The sequence below is a fragment of the Actinopolymorpha sp. B9G3 genome (genome assembly GCF_040120725.1).
Taxonomy (GTDB): Bacteria; Actinomycetota; Actinomycetes; order Propionibacteriales; family Actinopolymorphaceae; genus Thermasporomyces.
The window spans coordinates 194,136-209,359 of sequence record NZ_JBEEAB010000005.1 but is presented as its reverse complement, the minus strand read 5'-3'; the positions used below and the strand labels follow the sequence as shown (position 1 = coordinate 209,359).

Here is a 15,224-nt window from a genome sequence, read left to right as displayed (position 1 = left end):
ACTGGGACAGGAGAAACCTCCCGTGCCGAATGTGGCCCCCTGATGAACACAAACCGAGATCGAAGACGTACGGTTCGAACGAAGAGGTCAAGCCGGCACAGTCGCGCCAGACAGCACGAATCCGGCGCAGGTTGGGCGCGGGCCTTTATGCAGTGCTCTGGATAGACCGGGGCCGGACGTTCACGCGGGCGGACGCGCGGTCACGGTTGGCGACAACTCGGCGAACCACCGCCCCGCAGACCGCTCGAACCTGAGAGACTCGGACCAATAGCCGTTTGTCGCGGCACTGCCGGTTAAGGGAGGCCATGGTGTCGACCGGCCCGATCATTGAGCCGACGAAGCGACCGACCGAAAGACGCTGGGCCCCCGCGGCCGACTTTCCCTATCTCGCCCAGACCGCCAGCCGGGTGAGGGAAGCCGTCGAAAGCGTGATCGAGGGCAAACCAGACGTCGTCAAGGTCGCGCTCACGGTCCTGCTCGCCGAAGGTCATCTGCTCATCGAAGACGTCCCTGGCGTCGGAAAGACGATGCTGTCGAAGGCGCTCGCGCGCTCGATCGACTGCAGCGTCCGGCGGATCCAGTTCACCCCCGACCTGTTGCCGAGCGACGTCACGGGCGTGTCGGTCTACAACCAGGAGAACCACGACTTCGAGTTCCGGCCGGGTGGCATCTTCGCCAACATCGTGGTCGGCGACGAGATCAACCGTGCCTCGCCCAAGACGCAGTCGGCCCTGCTCGAGTGCATGGAAGAGGCCCAGGTCACCGTCGACGGCACGACGTACCACCTCGAACTGCCGTTCATGGTCATCGCGACCCAGAACCCGATCGAGATGGAAGGCACCTATCCCCTGCCGGAGGCACAGCGGGACAGGTTCATGGCCCGGGTCTCGATGGGATACCCGAGCGCGCAGGCGGAGTTGGAGATGCTCGACGCCCACGGCGCCAACTCGCCGCTCGACGATCTCGAACCCGTCACCGACGCCCGCGAGATCGCCAAGCTCATCGACATCGTGCAGGGCGTCTACGTCGCTGAGGCAGTGAAGCAGTACGCCATCGCCCTCGTGACCGCCACCCGGCACTCCCCTGATCTCCGACTCGGCGCGTCGCCGCGCGCGACGCTGCACCTGATCCGGGCGGCCCGGGCCGCGGCCGCGCTCGACGACCGCGAGTACGTCCTGCCGGACGATATCCAGACTCTCGCCATCCCCGTCCTGGCCCACCGGCTGCTGCCTGCCGCCGAGGCCCAGATCGCGCGTCGTACGGCAGAACAGGTCGTCTCCGACCTCGTCCGTACCGTGCCGGTACCCGACCCCCAGCGCCGCGCCCGGTGAGCCCGATGGGCGGCCGGTTCTCCTCCCTCACCACCCGCGGCCGTGCGTTCGTCGCCGCAGGAGTCGCCGCCGCCGTCTGTGCTCTCGCCCTCGGCCAGAAGGACCTGCTCAGGGTCGCGATCTTCCTGGTCGCGCTTCCGATCGTGACCGTCCTCGTCGTCGCGCGGACCCGCTACCGGATCGCGGCCAGCCGCACGATCCAACCGGTGCGTGTTCCGGTCGGCCAAGCCAGTCACGTCCGGCTGCGGCTGGAGAACGTCGGCCGGATGCCCACCGGGCTGCTGCTGCTCGAGGACCACGTGCCATACGTCCTCGGTGCGCGGCCCCGGTTCGTCCTCGACCGGATGTCCGCCCGGTGGCGCCGCGACGTCGGCTACTCCGTGCGTTCCGACGTCCGGGGGCGCTTCACGCTCGGCCCCCTGACGCTGCGGGTGACCGATCCGTTCGGCCTGGTCGAGCTCACCCGTTCGTTCAAGGCACAGGACACGCTGCTCGTGACACCGGAGGTCCATCCGCTCGTCTCGGCGCGGATCGGCGGTGAGTGGGCGACCAACGGCGAGAGCCGCCCCCGCGCCGCGGCGGCCGACGGCGAAGAAGACGTCACCGTCCGCGAATACCGTGACGGCGACGACCTGCGTCGGGTGCACTGGCGGTCGAGCGCCCGTCGCGGTGAGCTCATGGTCCGGCGCGAGGACCAGCCGTGGCAGAGTCGCGCCACGGTCATCCTCGACACCCGCCGCATCGGTCACCGGGGCAGCGGACCGGCGTCCTCGTTCGAGTGGTCGGTCAGCGCCGCGGCGTCGATCGGCGCCCACCTGCTGCGGCGGGGGTACTCCCTGCGGCTCGCGACCGACGCCGGCGCCTCCGTCGCCACGGCCGCCCGGGAGTCCGGTCCGTCCGCAGAGGCCGAGGGGCACCTGCTCGACGCGCTGGCCGTGGTCGGCCCGTCGTCGATCGGCCAGCTCACCCACGGTTCGCTGAGCCTTCCCCACGACAATTCGTACGGCCTGCTCATCGCCGTCCTGGGCGTCATCACACCGCCCGAGGCCGAGGCCATGGTCCGTATCCGGCAGCGTTCGGCGTCCGGGTTGGCCATCGTCGTCGACGCGCCGAGCTGGGCCATGTCCAAGGAGCGCTCACCCGCGGCGGTCGCCGAGCAGCTCTCCGAAGCGTTGCGGATCCTGCGCGGCGGTGGCTGGCGGACCGTCGTCGCGCGTTCGGGTGACCCGGTGCCGCACGTCTGGACCCAGCTCGTCGTCGGCGAAGGGTACGGGCAGGGCGGGTCCTCCTCCGCTCCGGCCAGCGGCACCACCAGACCGGTGGGCTACCCGACCGTCGGCGTGCCGACGGACGGCTCCGCCCCTCCCCTCACGGGTGCGGTGCCCACGGCCGACGGGCCCACATCCCCGCGGAGCGACATGGTGGGAGGACCGGCGACGTGAACGAAGCACTGCGAAACACCATCGCGGGAGTGGCCGCCACGTTCCTCGCCTGTCTGGCCCTGCTTCCGGCCTACCAAGGTCAGGAATGGCTCGGGTCCGCGGTGCTCGTCCTGCTCTTCGTCGGGGCCACCGGCTTCGGCCTTCGCCAACTCGGCACCCCCCACCTGCTCGTCCCGCTCGGCCAGCTGGCGGCGCTCGGTTGGGCGTTCATCCTGGTCTATGCGCACGAGGATCTCCGGTTCGGCTTCCTGCCGAGCGGGGGCTCGGTCGAAGCTCTGACCGAACGCATCAACGAAGGGCTGCTCGTCGTCGTCCGGTACGCCGCGCCCGTGCCCTATGACCATGATCTCGCCATGGTGACGGCCCTGGGCATCGGCCTCGTCGCCATTTCCGTCGACACCATGTGCGCCACGTTCCGTCTGGCACCCTGGGCGGGACTTCCGCTGCTGCTGCTCTACAGCATTCCGGCCACCACCGTCTCAGGCGGCATCTCGGCGCTGGCGTTCATTCCGGCGGCGATCGGCTACGTCATCCTCCTCGTCAGTGAGAGCCGCGAACGCCTGAGTCGATGGGGCCGGGTGATCGGGATCGCCGACGACGTGGCCGGGCCGCAGGACAACGTGCAGGCGTCGCTGTTCGGCCAGACCGGCCGCCGCGTCGGCGCGATGGTCATCGGGCTCGCCGTCGTGGTACCCGCCCTGATGCCGGCACTTCCGGAAGGGATCTTCGGCCAGGGGGAAGGCGGCGGCTTCGGCACGAGCGGCCAGACCATCAAGGTCGACAACCCGATCGTCGACCTCCGGCGCGACCTGAGGCTCCCCCAGAACGTCCCCGTCCTCACCTACCGCACCACGACGGACACACCCGACTACATCAAGCTCGTCACGCTCGACGAGTTCGACGGCGAGCGGTGGCGTCCGTCCCAGCGCAGTGTCCGGAACATCGAGAACGAACCGGGCGAGTCCAGTCGGCTGCCCGACCCTCCGGGCCTCAGCCAGTCGGTCCCCCGGACCAACGTGCGTACGACGTTCCAGGTCACCGATGCGCTCGAGTCCCGCTGGCTGCCGTCCCCGTATCCCGCGACCACGCTCAAGGCTCCTGGCGAGTGGGGCTACGACCCCGACACGCTCGACATCGTGAGCCGAGGGAAGAGCTCGGCCGGTCTGATGTATGACGTGAGCACGCTCAAGCTCGGACTCAAACCAGGCGAGCTCGATGCCGCAGGTCTCGCGCCGGAGGCGGTGTTCAGCCGCTACACCGAGCTGCCGCCGCTTCCCGAACAGGTCAAGAACATTGCCCTTCGCCAGGTGGGCGATGCGAAGACCAACTACGACAAGGCGATCGCGCTGCAGAGCTGGTTCCGTACCGATTTCTCCTACGACATCAACGTCGAGTCAGGGCACGGCGAACCAGCGATGCTGGAGTTCCTCGCCGACAAGCGCGGCTACTGCGAGCAGTTCGCGGCGACGATGGCGATCATGGCCCGCTCGCTCGGCATCCCCGCGCGGGTCGGTGTGGGCTACATGGCCGGGACCCGGCAGCCGGACAACCGCTGGCTGGTGACCGCGCACGACTCGCATGCCTGGCCGGAGCTGTACTTCACCGGCTATGGGTGGGTGCGGTTCGAGCCGACACCGCAGGCTCAGACCGGGCTCGCCCCGTCGTGGACCGTCCCGGACTCGGACACCCCGTCGGCTCCGACCCCCGAGACGACAGTCGACCCGGACGACCCCAGCCAGGACACCACCAGCAGTGCCAGTCCCGCGCCGCTGCCAGGTGAGGACGACCCGCTCCGGGGCGCTCCGCAGACACCTGCCGACCCGGGCATCAGTCCGGTTCCGTTCCTGATCCTCGCGTGCGTCCTGTTGGTCGCGGCGGTGCCGTTCCTCGTCCGCACGGCGATCAGGCAGGTCAGGTTGTCGCCACGCCAGCCGCCGGGCCGACTGGTCGAGGGGGCCTGGCGGGAACTTGCCGACTCGAGTATCGACGCCGGGCTGACCTGGGACGATGCCGCGACCCCGCGGGCCACCGGCGCCCGGCTGCGGCCCAAGGTGCCCCAGGACGCTGTTGCAAGCCTGCAGGAGGTCGTCGAGGCCGTGGAGCGGAGTCGGTACGCCCCCGATCCCGGCTCGGCGGGCGACGTCACAGAACCGCTCAAGGCGGTGACGCAGGCGTTGCGGTCTACCGGCTCACGCGCTCAGCAGGCGCGGGCCGTGCTGCTGCCCCCGTCGCTGGGCCGCCAGCTACCTCGGCTGTGGCGTCCGGTGTTCGGGCTGCTCGACCGGATGGACACCGCGGGCGCACGCTCGGTCAGGCAGGTGCTCCAGCTGCCCTGGCGCCGCCGGAGGACACCCGCCGCGCACTGAGTGTGGCAGCCCTACCGTGGAAGCAGTTGCCGCCCTCAAGGGTGCCGCCCTGAAAGGGTGCCGCCCTGGAAACAGCGGCAAGACGCGGATTCTCCGCCAAGTGCCGGACCTGAGAGCCAGCTCAGAGGAGCGAGTCGGTCAGAAGCCGGACTCGCGGCGTCGTCTCCAGCGTTCCTCCATGCGTTGCATGAACGTCCCACTGGCCTTCGCCTTCGCCTTGGCCTTGGGTCGCCGGCCGCCGCGCCCGCGAATGGGGACGACCTTGGACATCTCGCCGGCCGCGGGCATGTGCCGCACACTGGTCGCGACGTAGTAGGCCGACACCAGCATGACAAGGAAGCCGAGCACGCTGACCACGATGTAGGCGGCGACACTGCGCCCGGTCGTCATCATGATCGCGCCGCCGAGCATCAGCACCATGCCGACAACAAACACCACCGCACCGAGTGCTGCGCGGCGGCGTTGTCGGGTGCGTAGATCGACCCCTCGCAGCGCCGAGGCGAGCTTAGGGTCCTCGGCAGCAAGGGCCCGCTCCATCTGCTCGAGCAACCGCTGCTCGTGGTCGGAGAGAGGCACCTGACCTCCAACGGGACACTGCCGTGTTTCGAGCTTTGCTGTGTTCGATCTTCGGGGCCTAGATGCAGTCTAAGCAGGCTTGGACCAGCACGGTAGCCGACCTCTCACGTTCGACGGTTACCGGCGCACTGTTCCGCATATGTCACGCATATGGAGCCAGGCCCGGATGGTCGCTCGCGGGTCACACGGTACCTGACGATCAGCGGTTGATCACACTCGCCGAGCAAGCAGGTGGATCTGGGTCGCGATGGCACGGAACGTCGGGTGTTCCGCGGCAGCTGCCTCCAGTTCGAGCAGTGCCGCGGCGGCCGACGGCTCGTCGGCGAGGGTCGCTGGGGCCAGATCGGCGAATACCCGCACACCGTGCTCGGCAAGGACGACAAGCCCGACGTTCCCGACCGCCCGGCGGAGTTGGGTGGCGGTGAACCTGCGCGGCGTCGGCCCCTCCGGCTGCCACCCTTCGGCCGGCTCCGCCAGGACGGCGCGGGCGTCGGACAAGTGCCCGCCAATGACCTTGGCCAGGACGACGGCGTACCGGTTCGCGGCCACCAGACTGAGGGCGGCGCCCGGGCGCAGGACAGCCGCCATCGACTCGAGGGCAGCGCCCGGGTCATCGACGACCTCGAGGACGCTGTGGCACAGCACGAGGTCGGCGCCCGCCGCGCCGACAAGCTCCGGCAGGTCCGTGACATCGCCCTGCACAGCCTGGACGGAACCGGTGACCGCTGCCTCGTCGGCCCGCCGCTTCAGCGCAGCGAGCGAGTCAGGACTGGGATCGACGACGGTGACCCGGTGTCCGAGCTCGGCGAGCGGAACGGCGAGGTGACCAGTGCCACCACCAGCGTCGACGACGTCGAGCTGGGCGTGCCCTGCTACGGCGGACTGCTCGGCCAGGATCGTGCGAACCAGGCGCCAAACCACCTCGCTGCGGACGGCACGACGATGGCCCGCGCCGCTGGCCGCCTCTCCACGTTGTGCGCGGGGGTCAGAGCCATCAGCGGACCGGCCGCACTCGGGCACGGGACTGTGCCTCCTCGTTCGCATGGACAACTGCTACCAGCCTATTTGTCCAGGCGCCCAGAGGTCAGGCGGCCGTGTCGCGAGCCCGCGGCTGCGGCACGGCGGCGCGGCTCACCTCGCCCGGCTCGTCGAGGAGGTCTCCGTCCCTCGGCAGGGGCGGTTGATGCGGGAGTTCGAGCAGCCGTTCGACGTCTGCCAGAAAGCGTTCGGCATCGCGGACGAGATCGGCCGCCTCCCGGTCGGTCACCGCCTGACGCAGACCGGCCTCGGCGGCCGCCCGCTTACCCGCGCCGGCCGCGAAGAAGGCCGCCCACTCGCCCAGCTCCGGCGTGACGCGGGCGAGCATCGTCCAGGCATCGCGCTGCCCGCGCCGGCCGCTTGGCCTGGACCGTCCGGCCAGGACCGCGGCGGCGGTGCGCAGCGCTGCGATGTGCGCGGCGACGTAGCGCTCTGCAGGCGTCGCGGCCAACTCCGCCTCGGCGAGGGAGGCCCGGGCACGCTCCAGCGCGACGAAGACGCCCGGTCCGAGCGGTGCCTGAAACTCAGGTGTCGCGTGCGTCCGCATGCGGGACTCCTTTCACGAAAGCCGGACGGCACCGACGCAACGCAGTCGGCACGCGCCCGGCGACAACCTCGGCTTCGAGCTCGTCGCACCAGCCGCCGGGCGAGGCACTTCCCCTGCCCTGCGCACCTCGCCCGGACCCAACTGGCGCCCGCCGCGACAGGGTCGAGCTGTCGCACCGGGCAGTTCGCCCGCCGGGGACCCGACTCCCCGACGGACGAGATCGAACGCATGTTCGAACAATGGCAAATGTAGCCCGGCGCGACAACCAGGTCAAGAGCCCGTCGCCGCGGTCTGAGGACTGCGCACGCTGCCCTGTTGCGATCACGGCCCGGAGTCTCGCAGGGACCACCGACAACCGCCGACAGTCAACCGTCGACCGTCGACCGTCGACCGCCGACCGCCGACCGCCGACCGTCGGCTGGCGGCTGGCGACCGCCGGCTGGCGGCTGGCGGCTGGCGGCTGGCGGCCAACCGTCCCGAGATCCAGGTTCATGATCAAGAGGCGGAAACCTGGCGATCGCGGGCCATGTTTCCCCGTTACCTACCTGTTGATCATGAACCGCGGCCGGACGCGGTCTCCCCCGGTCCGTGGGCCCCCACTCCAGCGGTGAACCGGCTACAACTCCGGCGTCGTCGAGCGTCCTGCCGCCGGCACGGGATCTCGGCGTCGACGAGGCGCTGGCGTACGGCGTCGGGGCTGCACGCTCACCCCCAGGGCCTGGCGCTGCGGGCACGACGCGCCGGTGGTGTCGGGCAGCAGGTGATCGGCCGTCGGCCCCACAGAGTCCGCGCGGGCTGTCTCCCGGGCGGGGCGGCCCGCGCGGCGCCGCACACCCCAGACATGGCGAAGCGGCTGGGCCCCACCCCCGTGGGGGCCCAACCGCTCCACCGCTCGCAACCTCGGCCGCCGAGGTGTCGTCGCGCCGCCTGACTAGGGCTGTCCTTGTCCGCCGCGCGTTGCCACGGGCCGTGGTCGTTCCATGTCCGAAATCCTCGCGACTGGAAGGTTTCGCGACTATCCGGCGAGGTACTCATTCGTTCCTAGGTAGTTCCCCAGGGGAATCCCTGGGCACCCCCGACACGCCGGGCGTCCGCGAACGACTACGCTCCGACGTCTGTGGCTCGGGTCGTGGTGATCGGAGGCGGGCTGGGCGGCCTGGCGGCAGCCGCGCGCCTCGCCAAGCTGGGACACGCCGTCACCCTGCTGGAGCGTTCCTCCCACCTCGGCGGGGTCGTGCGTACGGCCGAATGCGACGACCCCGCAGTCGGCCGGTTCCGCTGGGATGCTGGACCAGCCGCGGTGACACTGCCAGCCACGTTGCGTGACCTGTTCCGCAAGTCGGGCCGACCGCTGGAGCGGGTCCTCGAACTCGCGCCGCTACCCACGCCGCGCCGGCACGTCTTCTCCGACGGCACCGCCCTTGACCTTCCAGTGGGCAGCAGATCCGGCCAACGACGCGCGGTCGAGGCAGCGCTCGGCTCCACCACGGGTGCGGCCTGGGAGGCGGTCGTCGACGAACTCGCCCCGACCTGGGAGTTGCTGCGGACCCGGGTGCTCGAGGTTCCGTTCTCCGGCGTAGGAAGCCTCGGCCCCACTGGGGTGCGGGTCCTCGTTCGCGGCCGGTCGTTGCGGGCCTTTGCCCGGCGCCGACTGACCGACGTCCGTGCCAGGAAGCTGCTCGAGTATCCGGTGCTCGCGACGGGTTCCGGCCCCGCGGACGCGCCAAGCTTCACGGCGGTGCGGGCGTACGTCGAACGGACGTTCGGCATCTGGACCTGCGCGGGCGGGTTCGGCGCACTTGTCGACGCCCTGGGCCAGCGGCTCGACGAACGTGCCGTGACCGTACGTCTCGAGGCCGAGGCGGTGGCGATCCGGGGCGACGGTGCCGTCACTGGTGTGGAGCTGCGTGGCGGGGAGCGCCTGGCGGCTGATGTCGTCGTGTCCGGCGTCGACGTACGCACCGTTGCCCGCGGCCTCCTGGCCCGGCCGCCGCGGGCCATGCGCCGCTCCGCCCGGACGCTGCGGGACGCGTCGCCTCCCCCACTCGTCCACGTCGGTCTGGCCGACGCAGCGGACGACCTCCCGCACGAGACCGTCTTCCACGGAGACGACGCCCGTGAGTCACCGACGGTGGTGGTGCGCGCACCCGACGACCCGAGCCTCGCCCCGGCGGGCCATCGCGCCGTGAGCATCATCGTGCACCGCAACGGGGGAACCGGGACCACCGCGGATCCGCTGGAGCTCCTGGCCCGGCGCGGGTGGGACATCCGCGACCGGGTCGTCGCCCGCGTCGACGGCGACGCGACGAGCTACGGACCGGCGTGGCGGGGGGCCGTCCGGGGCCTCGGCGTCGCCCGCAACCACACGGCTGTGCGCGGGCTGTTCATGGTCGGCGCCACGGCGCATCCGGGTCCTGGTGTGCCCGAGGTGTTGTTGGGAGCCGCGGCGGTCGCCACGGAGATCGGCCGCGCGTGAGGCGCCGCGCGAACGCGCCGGACCGTCAGTGGCGAACGCCGGCCTGAGCGACGTTCGAGTAGATCTCCCGGGTGGCGGTCGACCGGTTGAGCGTGTAGAAGTGCAGGCCCGGGGCGCCGCCGGCGAGCAGCTTCAGGCACAGGTCGGTGGCGACCTCCACGCCGATCGCGCGTACGGCGGCCGGGTCGTCCTCCACCGCCAGCAACCGGTCGGCGAGCCAGCCGGGGAACTCCGCGCCCGACAGTGTCGCGAACCGCTGGATCTGGCGCACGTTCGTCACCGGCATGATTCCCGGAATGATCGGGATGTCGCAGCCGTACCGGCTCGCCCGGTCCACCAGGGCGAGGTAGTCGTCGGCGTTGAAGAAAAACTGGGTGACCGCGAAGTCGGCGCCAGCCGCCGCCTTGCGGGCAAGGAACTCGGCGTCGGCGTCGAGGCTGACCGCTTCCGGGTGGCCCTCGGGAAACGCCGCGACACCCACACAGAACTCGCCCAGCTGGCAGAGCAGCTCGACCAGTTCGTCGGCGTGGTCGAGGCCCTCAGGGTGTGGTGTCCACGGCTGGCCGGCTCCGCCTTCGGGATCCCCCCGCAGAGCCAGCACGTTGCCGATGCCCGCATCGGCGTACGCGCCGATCACCGACCGCAGCTCGGCCCGGGAATGTCCGACACACGTGAGATGGGCGACGGGGGTGAGAGTCGTCTCGGCGGCGATCTGCCCGGTGATCCGCACGGTGCGGTCCCGGGTGGAGCCGCCGGCACCGTAGGTCACCGAGACGAACGTCGGCGCGAGCGTCTCCAGCTCACGCAACGCCCGCCAGAGTTGTTGTTCACCCTGATCGTTCTTCGGTGGAAAGAACTCGAACGAATACGAACGGTCACCGCGAGCGAGCAGGTCGCGGATCGTGGTGGTGGCAGGTCTCGTCGAGTGCAGTCCTAGAGCCATGCGCCCAGGTTACTGGCCGGCGGGTCCGTGCCGTCTAGGCTGGCGGACGTGCCGAACACGACGCACGTGCCCTGGCCGCCGCCCGCACCGGCCGGCGCAGAGGCAGCTGCCGCGGGCGAAACAGCGCCCGGGCACCGGCGGGCCGATGCCGGCCACGTTCTCGATCTTCCGGGCCTGCGGCAGCGGGTCGACGCCGCCCTCGACCGGTTCCTCGACGAGCGGGCCGCCGAGCTGCGGGCGATCGACCCCGAGCTCGACGTCCAACTGGACGTGGTCCGTTCGTTCGTCGCGGGCGGCAAGCGACTGCGGCCGGCGTTCTGCTCCTGGGGCTGGCGTGGTGCCGGCGGCGAGGCGGACGATCCGCGGATCGTGACCGCCTCGGCCGCGCTCGAACTCCTCCAGACCGCGGCGATCGTGCATGACGACGTGATGGACGCCTCCGACACCCGGCGCGGAAGGCCGTCGGTGCACAGGCAGTTCGCGAGCCTGCACGCGACCAGGCGCTGGGACGGTCCGGCGGAGCCGTTCGGTATCGGTGCCGCCCTGCTCCTGGGCGACCTGTGCCTGTGCTGGTCAGACGAGATGCTGCGCGGCTGCGGCCTGCCCAACGACCGGCTGCTGGCGGCCTTCAGGTACTTCGACCTGATGCGTACGGAAGTGATGGCCGGTCAGTATCTCGACCTGGTGAACCAGGCGGCGGGAACGTCGTCAGTTCCGGCGGCGATGCGGGTGGTGAGGTACAAGAGCGCGAAGTACACCGTCGAACGGCCGCTCCATCTCGGCGGGGTCCTCGCCGGTGCGTCGCCCCAGTTGCTGGCCGCGTACTCGGCGTACGGCATTCCGCTCGGTGAGGCGTTCCAACTCCGAGACGACGTACTCGGCATCTTCGGCGATCCCCAGGTGACCGGTAAGCCCGCGGGCGACGACCTGCGGGAAGGCAAGCGCACGGTCCTCGTCGCCAAGACGCTCGAGGCCGCGACACCAGCACAGGCCGAGCGGTTCCGCACGTGCTTCGGCGACCGGGACCTCGACTCCGGTGGGGTGGCCGAGCTGCGGGACGTGATCGTGGCCACCGGTGCGCTCGCCACGGTGGAGCGGCTCATCGCCGAGCTCACCGACGCCGCGTCGACCGCGCTCGCGAAGGCCCCGGTCGCGACCGAGGACGCGCGCTCGGCCCTCGGTGAGCTCGCCCGGCTGGCGACGCAGCGCTCCGGCTAGCACCGCCCGGTGCGTCCTCAGGGCTAGGGGGTTTCCCCTGGATCTTGGCCGGGCTCGCGACGTCCCGCATCCCGCCTGGCTGCGTTCTCGTCGTCGCCAAGAGGACACCGCTCTTGACTCCTCCTCGGCCTTGCCAGCCGGGCGCGGATACGCCGCTCGCTATCCGACCCTGATCCACGGGACACCCCCTAGTCGAACGTGGGGACGTCGAGTTCGGGTCCCGTGCCGGCGAGCAGGACGGCGAAGGGGCCCCACTGCTTCTCCCTGGCGCGATCGGAGAACACGTCGAGCGCCATGCGGGCGGTCTGCGGGTTGAGCTCGGCGAGACCCGCCCATCCCTCCCACAGCACAAGGATCCCCGCGTCGTCGCGCACCTCGCTCAGGCAGTCGGCGAACGCGTCGAAGTTGCGCCCGAAGTACGTCGGGAACCCGAACGTCGCGGCAACGGTGTCGAGGAGTCCCGCCTTGTCGACCACGGTAGTCGTGTCGAACTCGACGAAGCGCCAGCCAGCCTGCTCGGCGGCCGCTTTCACCTTCGCCTCGCTCGGTGCGGACCGCCACTGGTAGACGCCGGGGGCCTGTTCCCCAGCGAGCAACTTGTCCAGCTCAGGCATCGCCCACTCCTTCCGGGCAGCTCCCCCGCGCCCGTTCCCCGGCTCCGCGTCCACGCAGGCCGGTGTGAAAAGTTCCGTGTCGAAACGGCCGGTGAGCTGACGGCGCCAGTGAAGTGACGGCGCCAGTGCCGGCGTGTGGTCAGAAGCCGAGCGCCTGGGCCTGCCGGCGTACCTGCCGACCGCGGTTGTCAGCCAGCGCCGCGATCGGTGTGCCATCGAGGCCGTCATCGGGCGTGTGGAGCCATCGGACGGCTTCCACCTCGTCATAGCCGGCGTCATGGAGGACCGTGAGTGTCCCCGCCAGGCCTTTGACCACCCGGTCACCGGCCAGGAAGTCGGCCGGGACGTGGAGCACTCCCCGCTCCCCGTGCGGCAGGGCGATCAGCTCCCTGTCGCGCAGGAGCTGGCGTACGCGGTTGACGCCCACACCGAGCCGCTCGGCCACCTCGGGGAGGTTCAGCCAGGCGGGGACGAGGTGGTCGAGGTCGTTGGTGGCGGCACTCGTGGTCGACTCGTTCCTGCTCACCCTGCCAAGCCTGCCACCGTTGCCTGGACGCTAACCGCCGGGTCTGTGAGGAGTTCGGCATCTACCCGGACGCCCCTGCCGGCGAGGCGCCGCCCCTGCACCAGGTCACGGGGCCGGCCGACGGCGATCAGCGCGGTGAGGCGGTCGTCTCCGGTGAGCCAGAACGCCGACCAGGACGGGTCGCGGTCGGGGTCCCCGCGCCACACGATCCGATCGCTCGCCGCGGGATGTCCGGCGTACTGGACAAAGCGGCCGAACTGCTCGCTCCAGACGTACGGCACCGGGTCATAGGTCTCGTCCCGGCCCAGGAGGGTGGCGGCGGCAACGGCCGGTGCCCGCAGCGCGTCGTCCCAGTGTTCGCCGCGGATCCGAGTGGCGTAGCGGGGCGACCAGCGGGCTGTCACGTCGCCAGCCGCCACGACTGCGGGCCAGCTGGTGAGAAGGTCCGGTCCCACGGCGACGCCGTGGTCTAGCGCGAGTCCGGAGCCCTCGAGCCAGGAGGTTGCCGGCCGGACACCCACACCGACGACGACGAGGGAGGCGGAGAGCCGGCGTCCGTCGGCGAGGTCCACGCCGTCAGGACGTACGGCCGCCACGCGCTGGCCGCAGAGCAACTCGACGCCGGCGGCGGCGTACCACGGCGCGAAGTGCCGTCCGACCTCGGCGGGCAGCGCGTGCGTGACCGGGGTCGCGGCCTGCTCGAGCACGGTGACTCGGCAGCCGTGCCGAGCGGCGGCCGTCGCCACCTCGGCACCGATCCATCCCGCGCCGACGACGATCACCCGCTCACCGGCCTGCAGTCGGGACCGCAGCGCGACGGCGTCGTCGCGGGTACGGAGGTAGATCGCGCCGTCGCCGGGGAGCCGGAACGGTTCGGCTCCGGTCGCGATGACGAGTCCGTCGTAGGCAAGGGTCCCAGCGTCGGTGTCGAGCTCTCCTTCGCGCAGGTCGGTCGCTGTCGTGTCGAGGCGGACGTCGACCTTCAACGCGGCCGCGTCGAACGGCAGCGTCGGGTCGTCGGCGTCGCCGAGCAGGACGGCCTTGGACAGGGGCGGCCGGTTGTACGGCGGATGTGGCTCGGCTCCGACCAGGACCAGCTCACCCGAGTACCCCTGGCCGCGCAGGGCAATGACGGCCTGCAGGCCCGCGAGTCCCGCACCGGCGACAACGACACGTTCCATCGTTCGCAGCCTATGGTGGCCTCCCATGACAACCGATCACGCGGTGTCCGGCTCGGGCGGTGCCACCGTCTCCAACACTCCTTCGCACGATGTCCTCATCGGCGAGGCGTACGCCGATGACTCCAGGCTGGCTGCCCGGGTCTCGATCTACGACTGGCAGCGGCCGCACCTCGATCTGGTGGGGCTCGCCCTTGCGCGGCTGGGCGACGTCGGCGGTCCGGTGCTGGACGTCGGTTGGGGCACTGGTGCCTACACCTCGCGCCTCCGGGCGACCAGGCCGGACCTCCGTGTGGTTCCGGTCGACCTGTCTGTGGGCATGCGGCCGGAGGTCGTCGGCGAGGTCGACCGGCTGCCGTTCAGCGACGGCAGCGCGGGCGGGGCCCTGGCGATGCACATGCTGTACTACGCGACGGATCCGCGTGCCGCGCTGGCTGAGTTGCGCCGCGTACTCCGGCCGGGTGGCCGGCTTGTCGCGAGTACGAACGCCCACGACGACAAAGCCGAGATGGGTGGGCTGTGGCAGGCGAGCCTGCGTGATCTGGGCATCGTCGACCCGCCGGCCTACTCCTTCGACGACCGCCGGTTCTCCCTCGACGTCGGCATCGAGCTCGTCCGCCAGGTGTTCGGGACGTGCGAGGTGCAGGAGCGCCGCTACCGACTCGTCGTCCCCGAGGTCGCTCCGGTGCTCGCCTACGTCGACAGCACGCGTGACCTCGCCCGTCACCTGCCGCCGTCGGTGTCGTGGGAGGACTACCGTGGAGCCGCCGAGTGCCGGATCCGCGCCGAGATCGAGCGCACCGGAGCGTTCCACGTGACCGGGCACATGGGAATCCTGGCCGCCACCGCGTGACTCACCATCCGCCCCGGCCGGAGCACGGAGAGTGACACCGCTCGACGACGAGCGGCGCGGCCTGCTGGGCGGGTTGGCACGGTGTCCCTACACTCGTGACGTCCGAACCGATTTGT

Annotated in this window: 13 protein-coding genes; 6 read left to right on the top strand and 7 right to left on the bottom strand. The window is 70.9% G+C overall.

Features of this window, described 5'->3' with window-relative positions:
* The first annotated feature begins 305 nt into the window (after positions 1-305).
* From ABNF93_RS11570 to ABNF93_RS11560, 3 genes are read left to right on the top strand one after another with little or no spacing between them, the layout of a single operon-like run.
* Positions 306-1,331: an AAA family ATPase gene (locus ABNF93_RS11570; protein ID WP_349327947.1), complete on the top strand. Its 1,026-nt coding sequence runs from the start codon at positions 306-308 to the stop codon at positions 1,329-1,331.
* A 5-nt stretch (positions 1,332-1,336) separates the two neighbouring features.
* The gene (locus ABNF93_RS11565) at positions 1,337-2,773 is read left to right on the top strand and encodes a DUF58 domain-containing protein (RefSeq protein ID WP_349327946.1); all 1,437 of its coding nucleotides are present in this window, start codon (positions 1,337-1,339) and stop codon (positions 2,771-2,773) included.
* Positions 2,770-5,139, top strand: coding sequence for a transglutaminase TgpA family protein (locus ABNF93_RS11560; protein ID WP_349327945.1), 2,370 nt, complete (start codon positions 2,770-2,772; stop codon positions 5,137-5,139). Before ABNF93_RS11565 ends, ABNF93_RS11560 begins: the two co-directional genes overlap by 4 nt.
* Before the next feature lie 138 nt (positions 5,140-5,277).
* Here the strand turns inward: ABNF93_RS11560 and ABNF93_RS11555 are convergent, their stop codons facing one another.
* The 3 genes from ABNF93_RS11555 to ABNF93_RS11545 all read right to left on the bottom strand — a co-directional run bounded on the left by ABNF93_RS11555 (position 5,278) and on the right by ABNF93_RS11545 (position 7,300).
* A complete protein-coding gene (locus ABNF93_RS11555) occupies positions 5,278-5,715 on the bottom strand; it encodes an SCO2097 family morphological protein (RefSeq protein ID WP_349327944.1) in 438 nt (145 codons plus the stop codon).
* A gap of 210 nt (positions 5,716-5,925) precedes the next feature.
* Entirely contained in the window at positions 5,926-6,735 is an 810-nt protein-coding gene (locus ABNF93_RS11550; RefSeq protein ID WP_349327943.1) for a methyltransferase domain-containing protein, read from the bottom strand.
* Between the two features lie 64 nt (positions 6,736-6,799).
* Positions 6,800-7,300 (bottom strand): SAV_6107 family HEPN domain-containing protein, encoded by a 501-nt coding sequence (locus ABNF93_RS11545; RefSeq protein ID WP_349327942.1) that lies wholly within the window; start codon positions 7,298-7,300, stop codon positions 6,800-6,802.
* A gap of 1,117 nt (positions 7,301-8,417) precedes the next feature.
* Between ABNF93_RS11545 and ABNF93_RS11540 the strand changes: the two genes are divergently transcribed.
* A complete protein-coding gene (locus ABNF93_RS11540; RefSeq protein ID WP_349327941.1) occupies positions 8,418-9,776 on the top strand; it encodes a phytoene desaturase family protein in 1,359 nt (452 codons plus the stop codon).
* 25 nt (positions 9,777-9,801) lie between these two features.
* Here ABNF93_RS11540 and metF read toward each other — a convergent pair whose 3' ends face one another.
* Positions 9,802-10,719: a methylenetetrahydrofolate reductase [NAD(P)H] gene (metF, locus tag ABNF93_RS11535; RefSeq protein ID WP_349327940.1), complete on the bottom strand. Its 918-nt coding sequence runs from the start codon at positions 10,717-10,719 to the stop codon at positions 9,802-9,804.
* Between the two features lie 48 nt (positions 10,720-10,767).
* Here metF and ABNF93_RS11530 point away from each other — a divergent pair, with 48 nt between their 5' ends.
* Positions 10,768-11,937: a polyprenyl synthetase family protein gene (locus ABNF93_RS11530; RefSeq protein ID WP_349327939.1), complete on the top strand. Its 1,170-nt coding sequence runs from the start codon at positions 10,768-10,770 to the stop codon at positions 11,935-11,937.
* Between the two features lie 188 nt (positions 11,938-12,125).
* Here the strand turns inward: ABNF93_RS11530 and ABNF93_RS11525 are convergent, their stop codons facing one another.
* The 3 genes from ABNF93_RS11525 to ABNF93_RS11515 form a co-directional block, all read right to left on the bottom strand.
* Entirely contained in the window at positions 12,126-12,551 is a 426-nt protein-coding gene (locus tag ABNF93_RS11525; RefSeq protein ID WP_349327938.1) for a barstar family protein, read from the bottom strand.
* 139 nt (positions 12,552-12,690) lie between these two features.
* Positions 12,691-13,077 carry an Rv2175c family DNA-binding protein gene (locus ABNF93_RS11520; RefSeq protein ID WP_349327937.1) on the bottom strand — a complete coding sequence of 129 codons (387 nt, stop codon included), beginning with the start codon at positions 13,075-13,077 and terminating at the stop codon, positions 12,691-12,693.
* Complete coding sequence (locus ABNF93_RS11515) at positions 13,074-14,258, bottom strand: NAD(P)/FAD-dependent oxidoreductase (protein ID WP_349327936.1); 1,185 nt, start codon at positions 14,256-14,258, stop codon at positions 13,074-13,076. The genes ABNF93_RS11520 and ABNF93_RS11515 overlap by 4 nt, the downstream gene beginning before the upstream one ends.
* 25 nt (positions 14,259-14,283) lie before the next feature.
* On the opposite strand from ABNF93_RS11515, the gene ABNF93_RS11510 reads away from it, so the two are divergent.
* On the top strand, positions 14,284-15,108 hold the full coding sequence (locus ABNF93_RS11510) for a class I SAM-dependent methyltransferase (protein WP_349327935.1): 825 nt from the start codon (positions 14,284-14,286) through the stop codon (positions 15,106-15,108).
* Positions 15,109-15,224: the final 116 nt, after the last annotated feature.

What these genes read in the sequence shown, in the direction of transcription:
- ABNF93_RS11565 (WP_349327946.1), top strand. Translation starts at nt 1,337, where the DNA reads ATGGGCGGCCGGTTCTCCTCCCTCACCACCCGCGGCCGTGCGTTCGTC.
- ABNF93_RS11510 (WP_349327935.1), top strand. Translation starts at nt 14,284, where the DNA reads ATGACAACCGATCACGCGGTGTCCGGCTCGGGCGGTGCCACCGTCTCC.
- ABNF93_RS11525 (WP_349327938.1), bottom strand. Translation starts at nt 12,551, where the DNA reads ATGCCTGAGCTGGACAAGTTGCTCGCTGGGGAACAGGCCCCCGGCGTC.
- ABNF93_RS11515 (WP_349327936.1), bottom strand. Translation starts at nt 14,258, where the DNA reads ATGGAACGTGTCGTTGTCGCCGGTGCGGGACTCGCGGGCCTGCAGGCC.
- ABNF93_RS11570 (WP_349327947.1), top strand. Translation starts at nt 306, where the DNA reads ATGGTGTCGACCGGCCCGATCATTGAGCCGACGAAGCGACCGACCGAA.
- ABNF93_RS11545 (WP_349327942.1), bottom strand. Translation starts at nt 7,300, where the DNA reads ATGCGGACGCACGCGACACCTGAGTTTCAGGCACCGCTCGGACCGGGC.
- metF (WP_349327940.1), bottom strand. Translation starts at nt 10,719, where the DNA reads ATGGCTCTAGGACTGCACTCGACGAGACCTGCCACCACCACGATCCGC.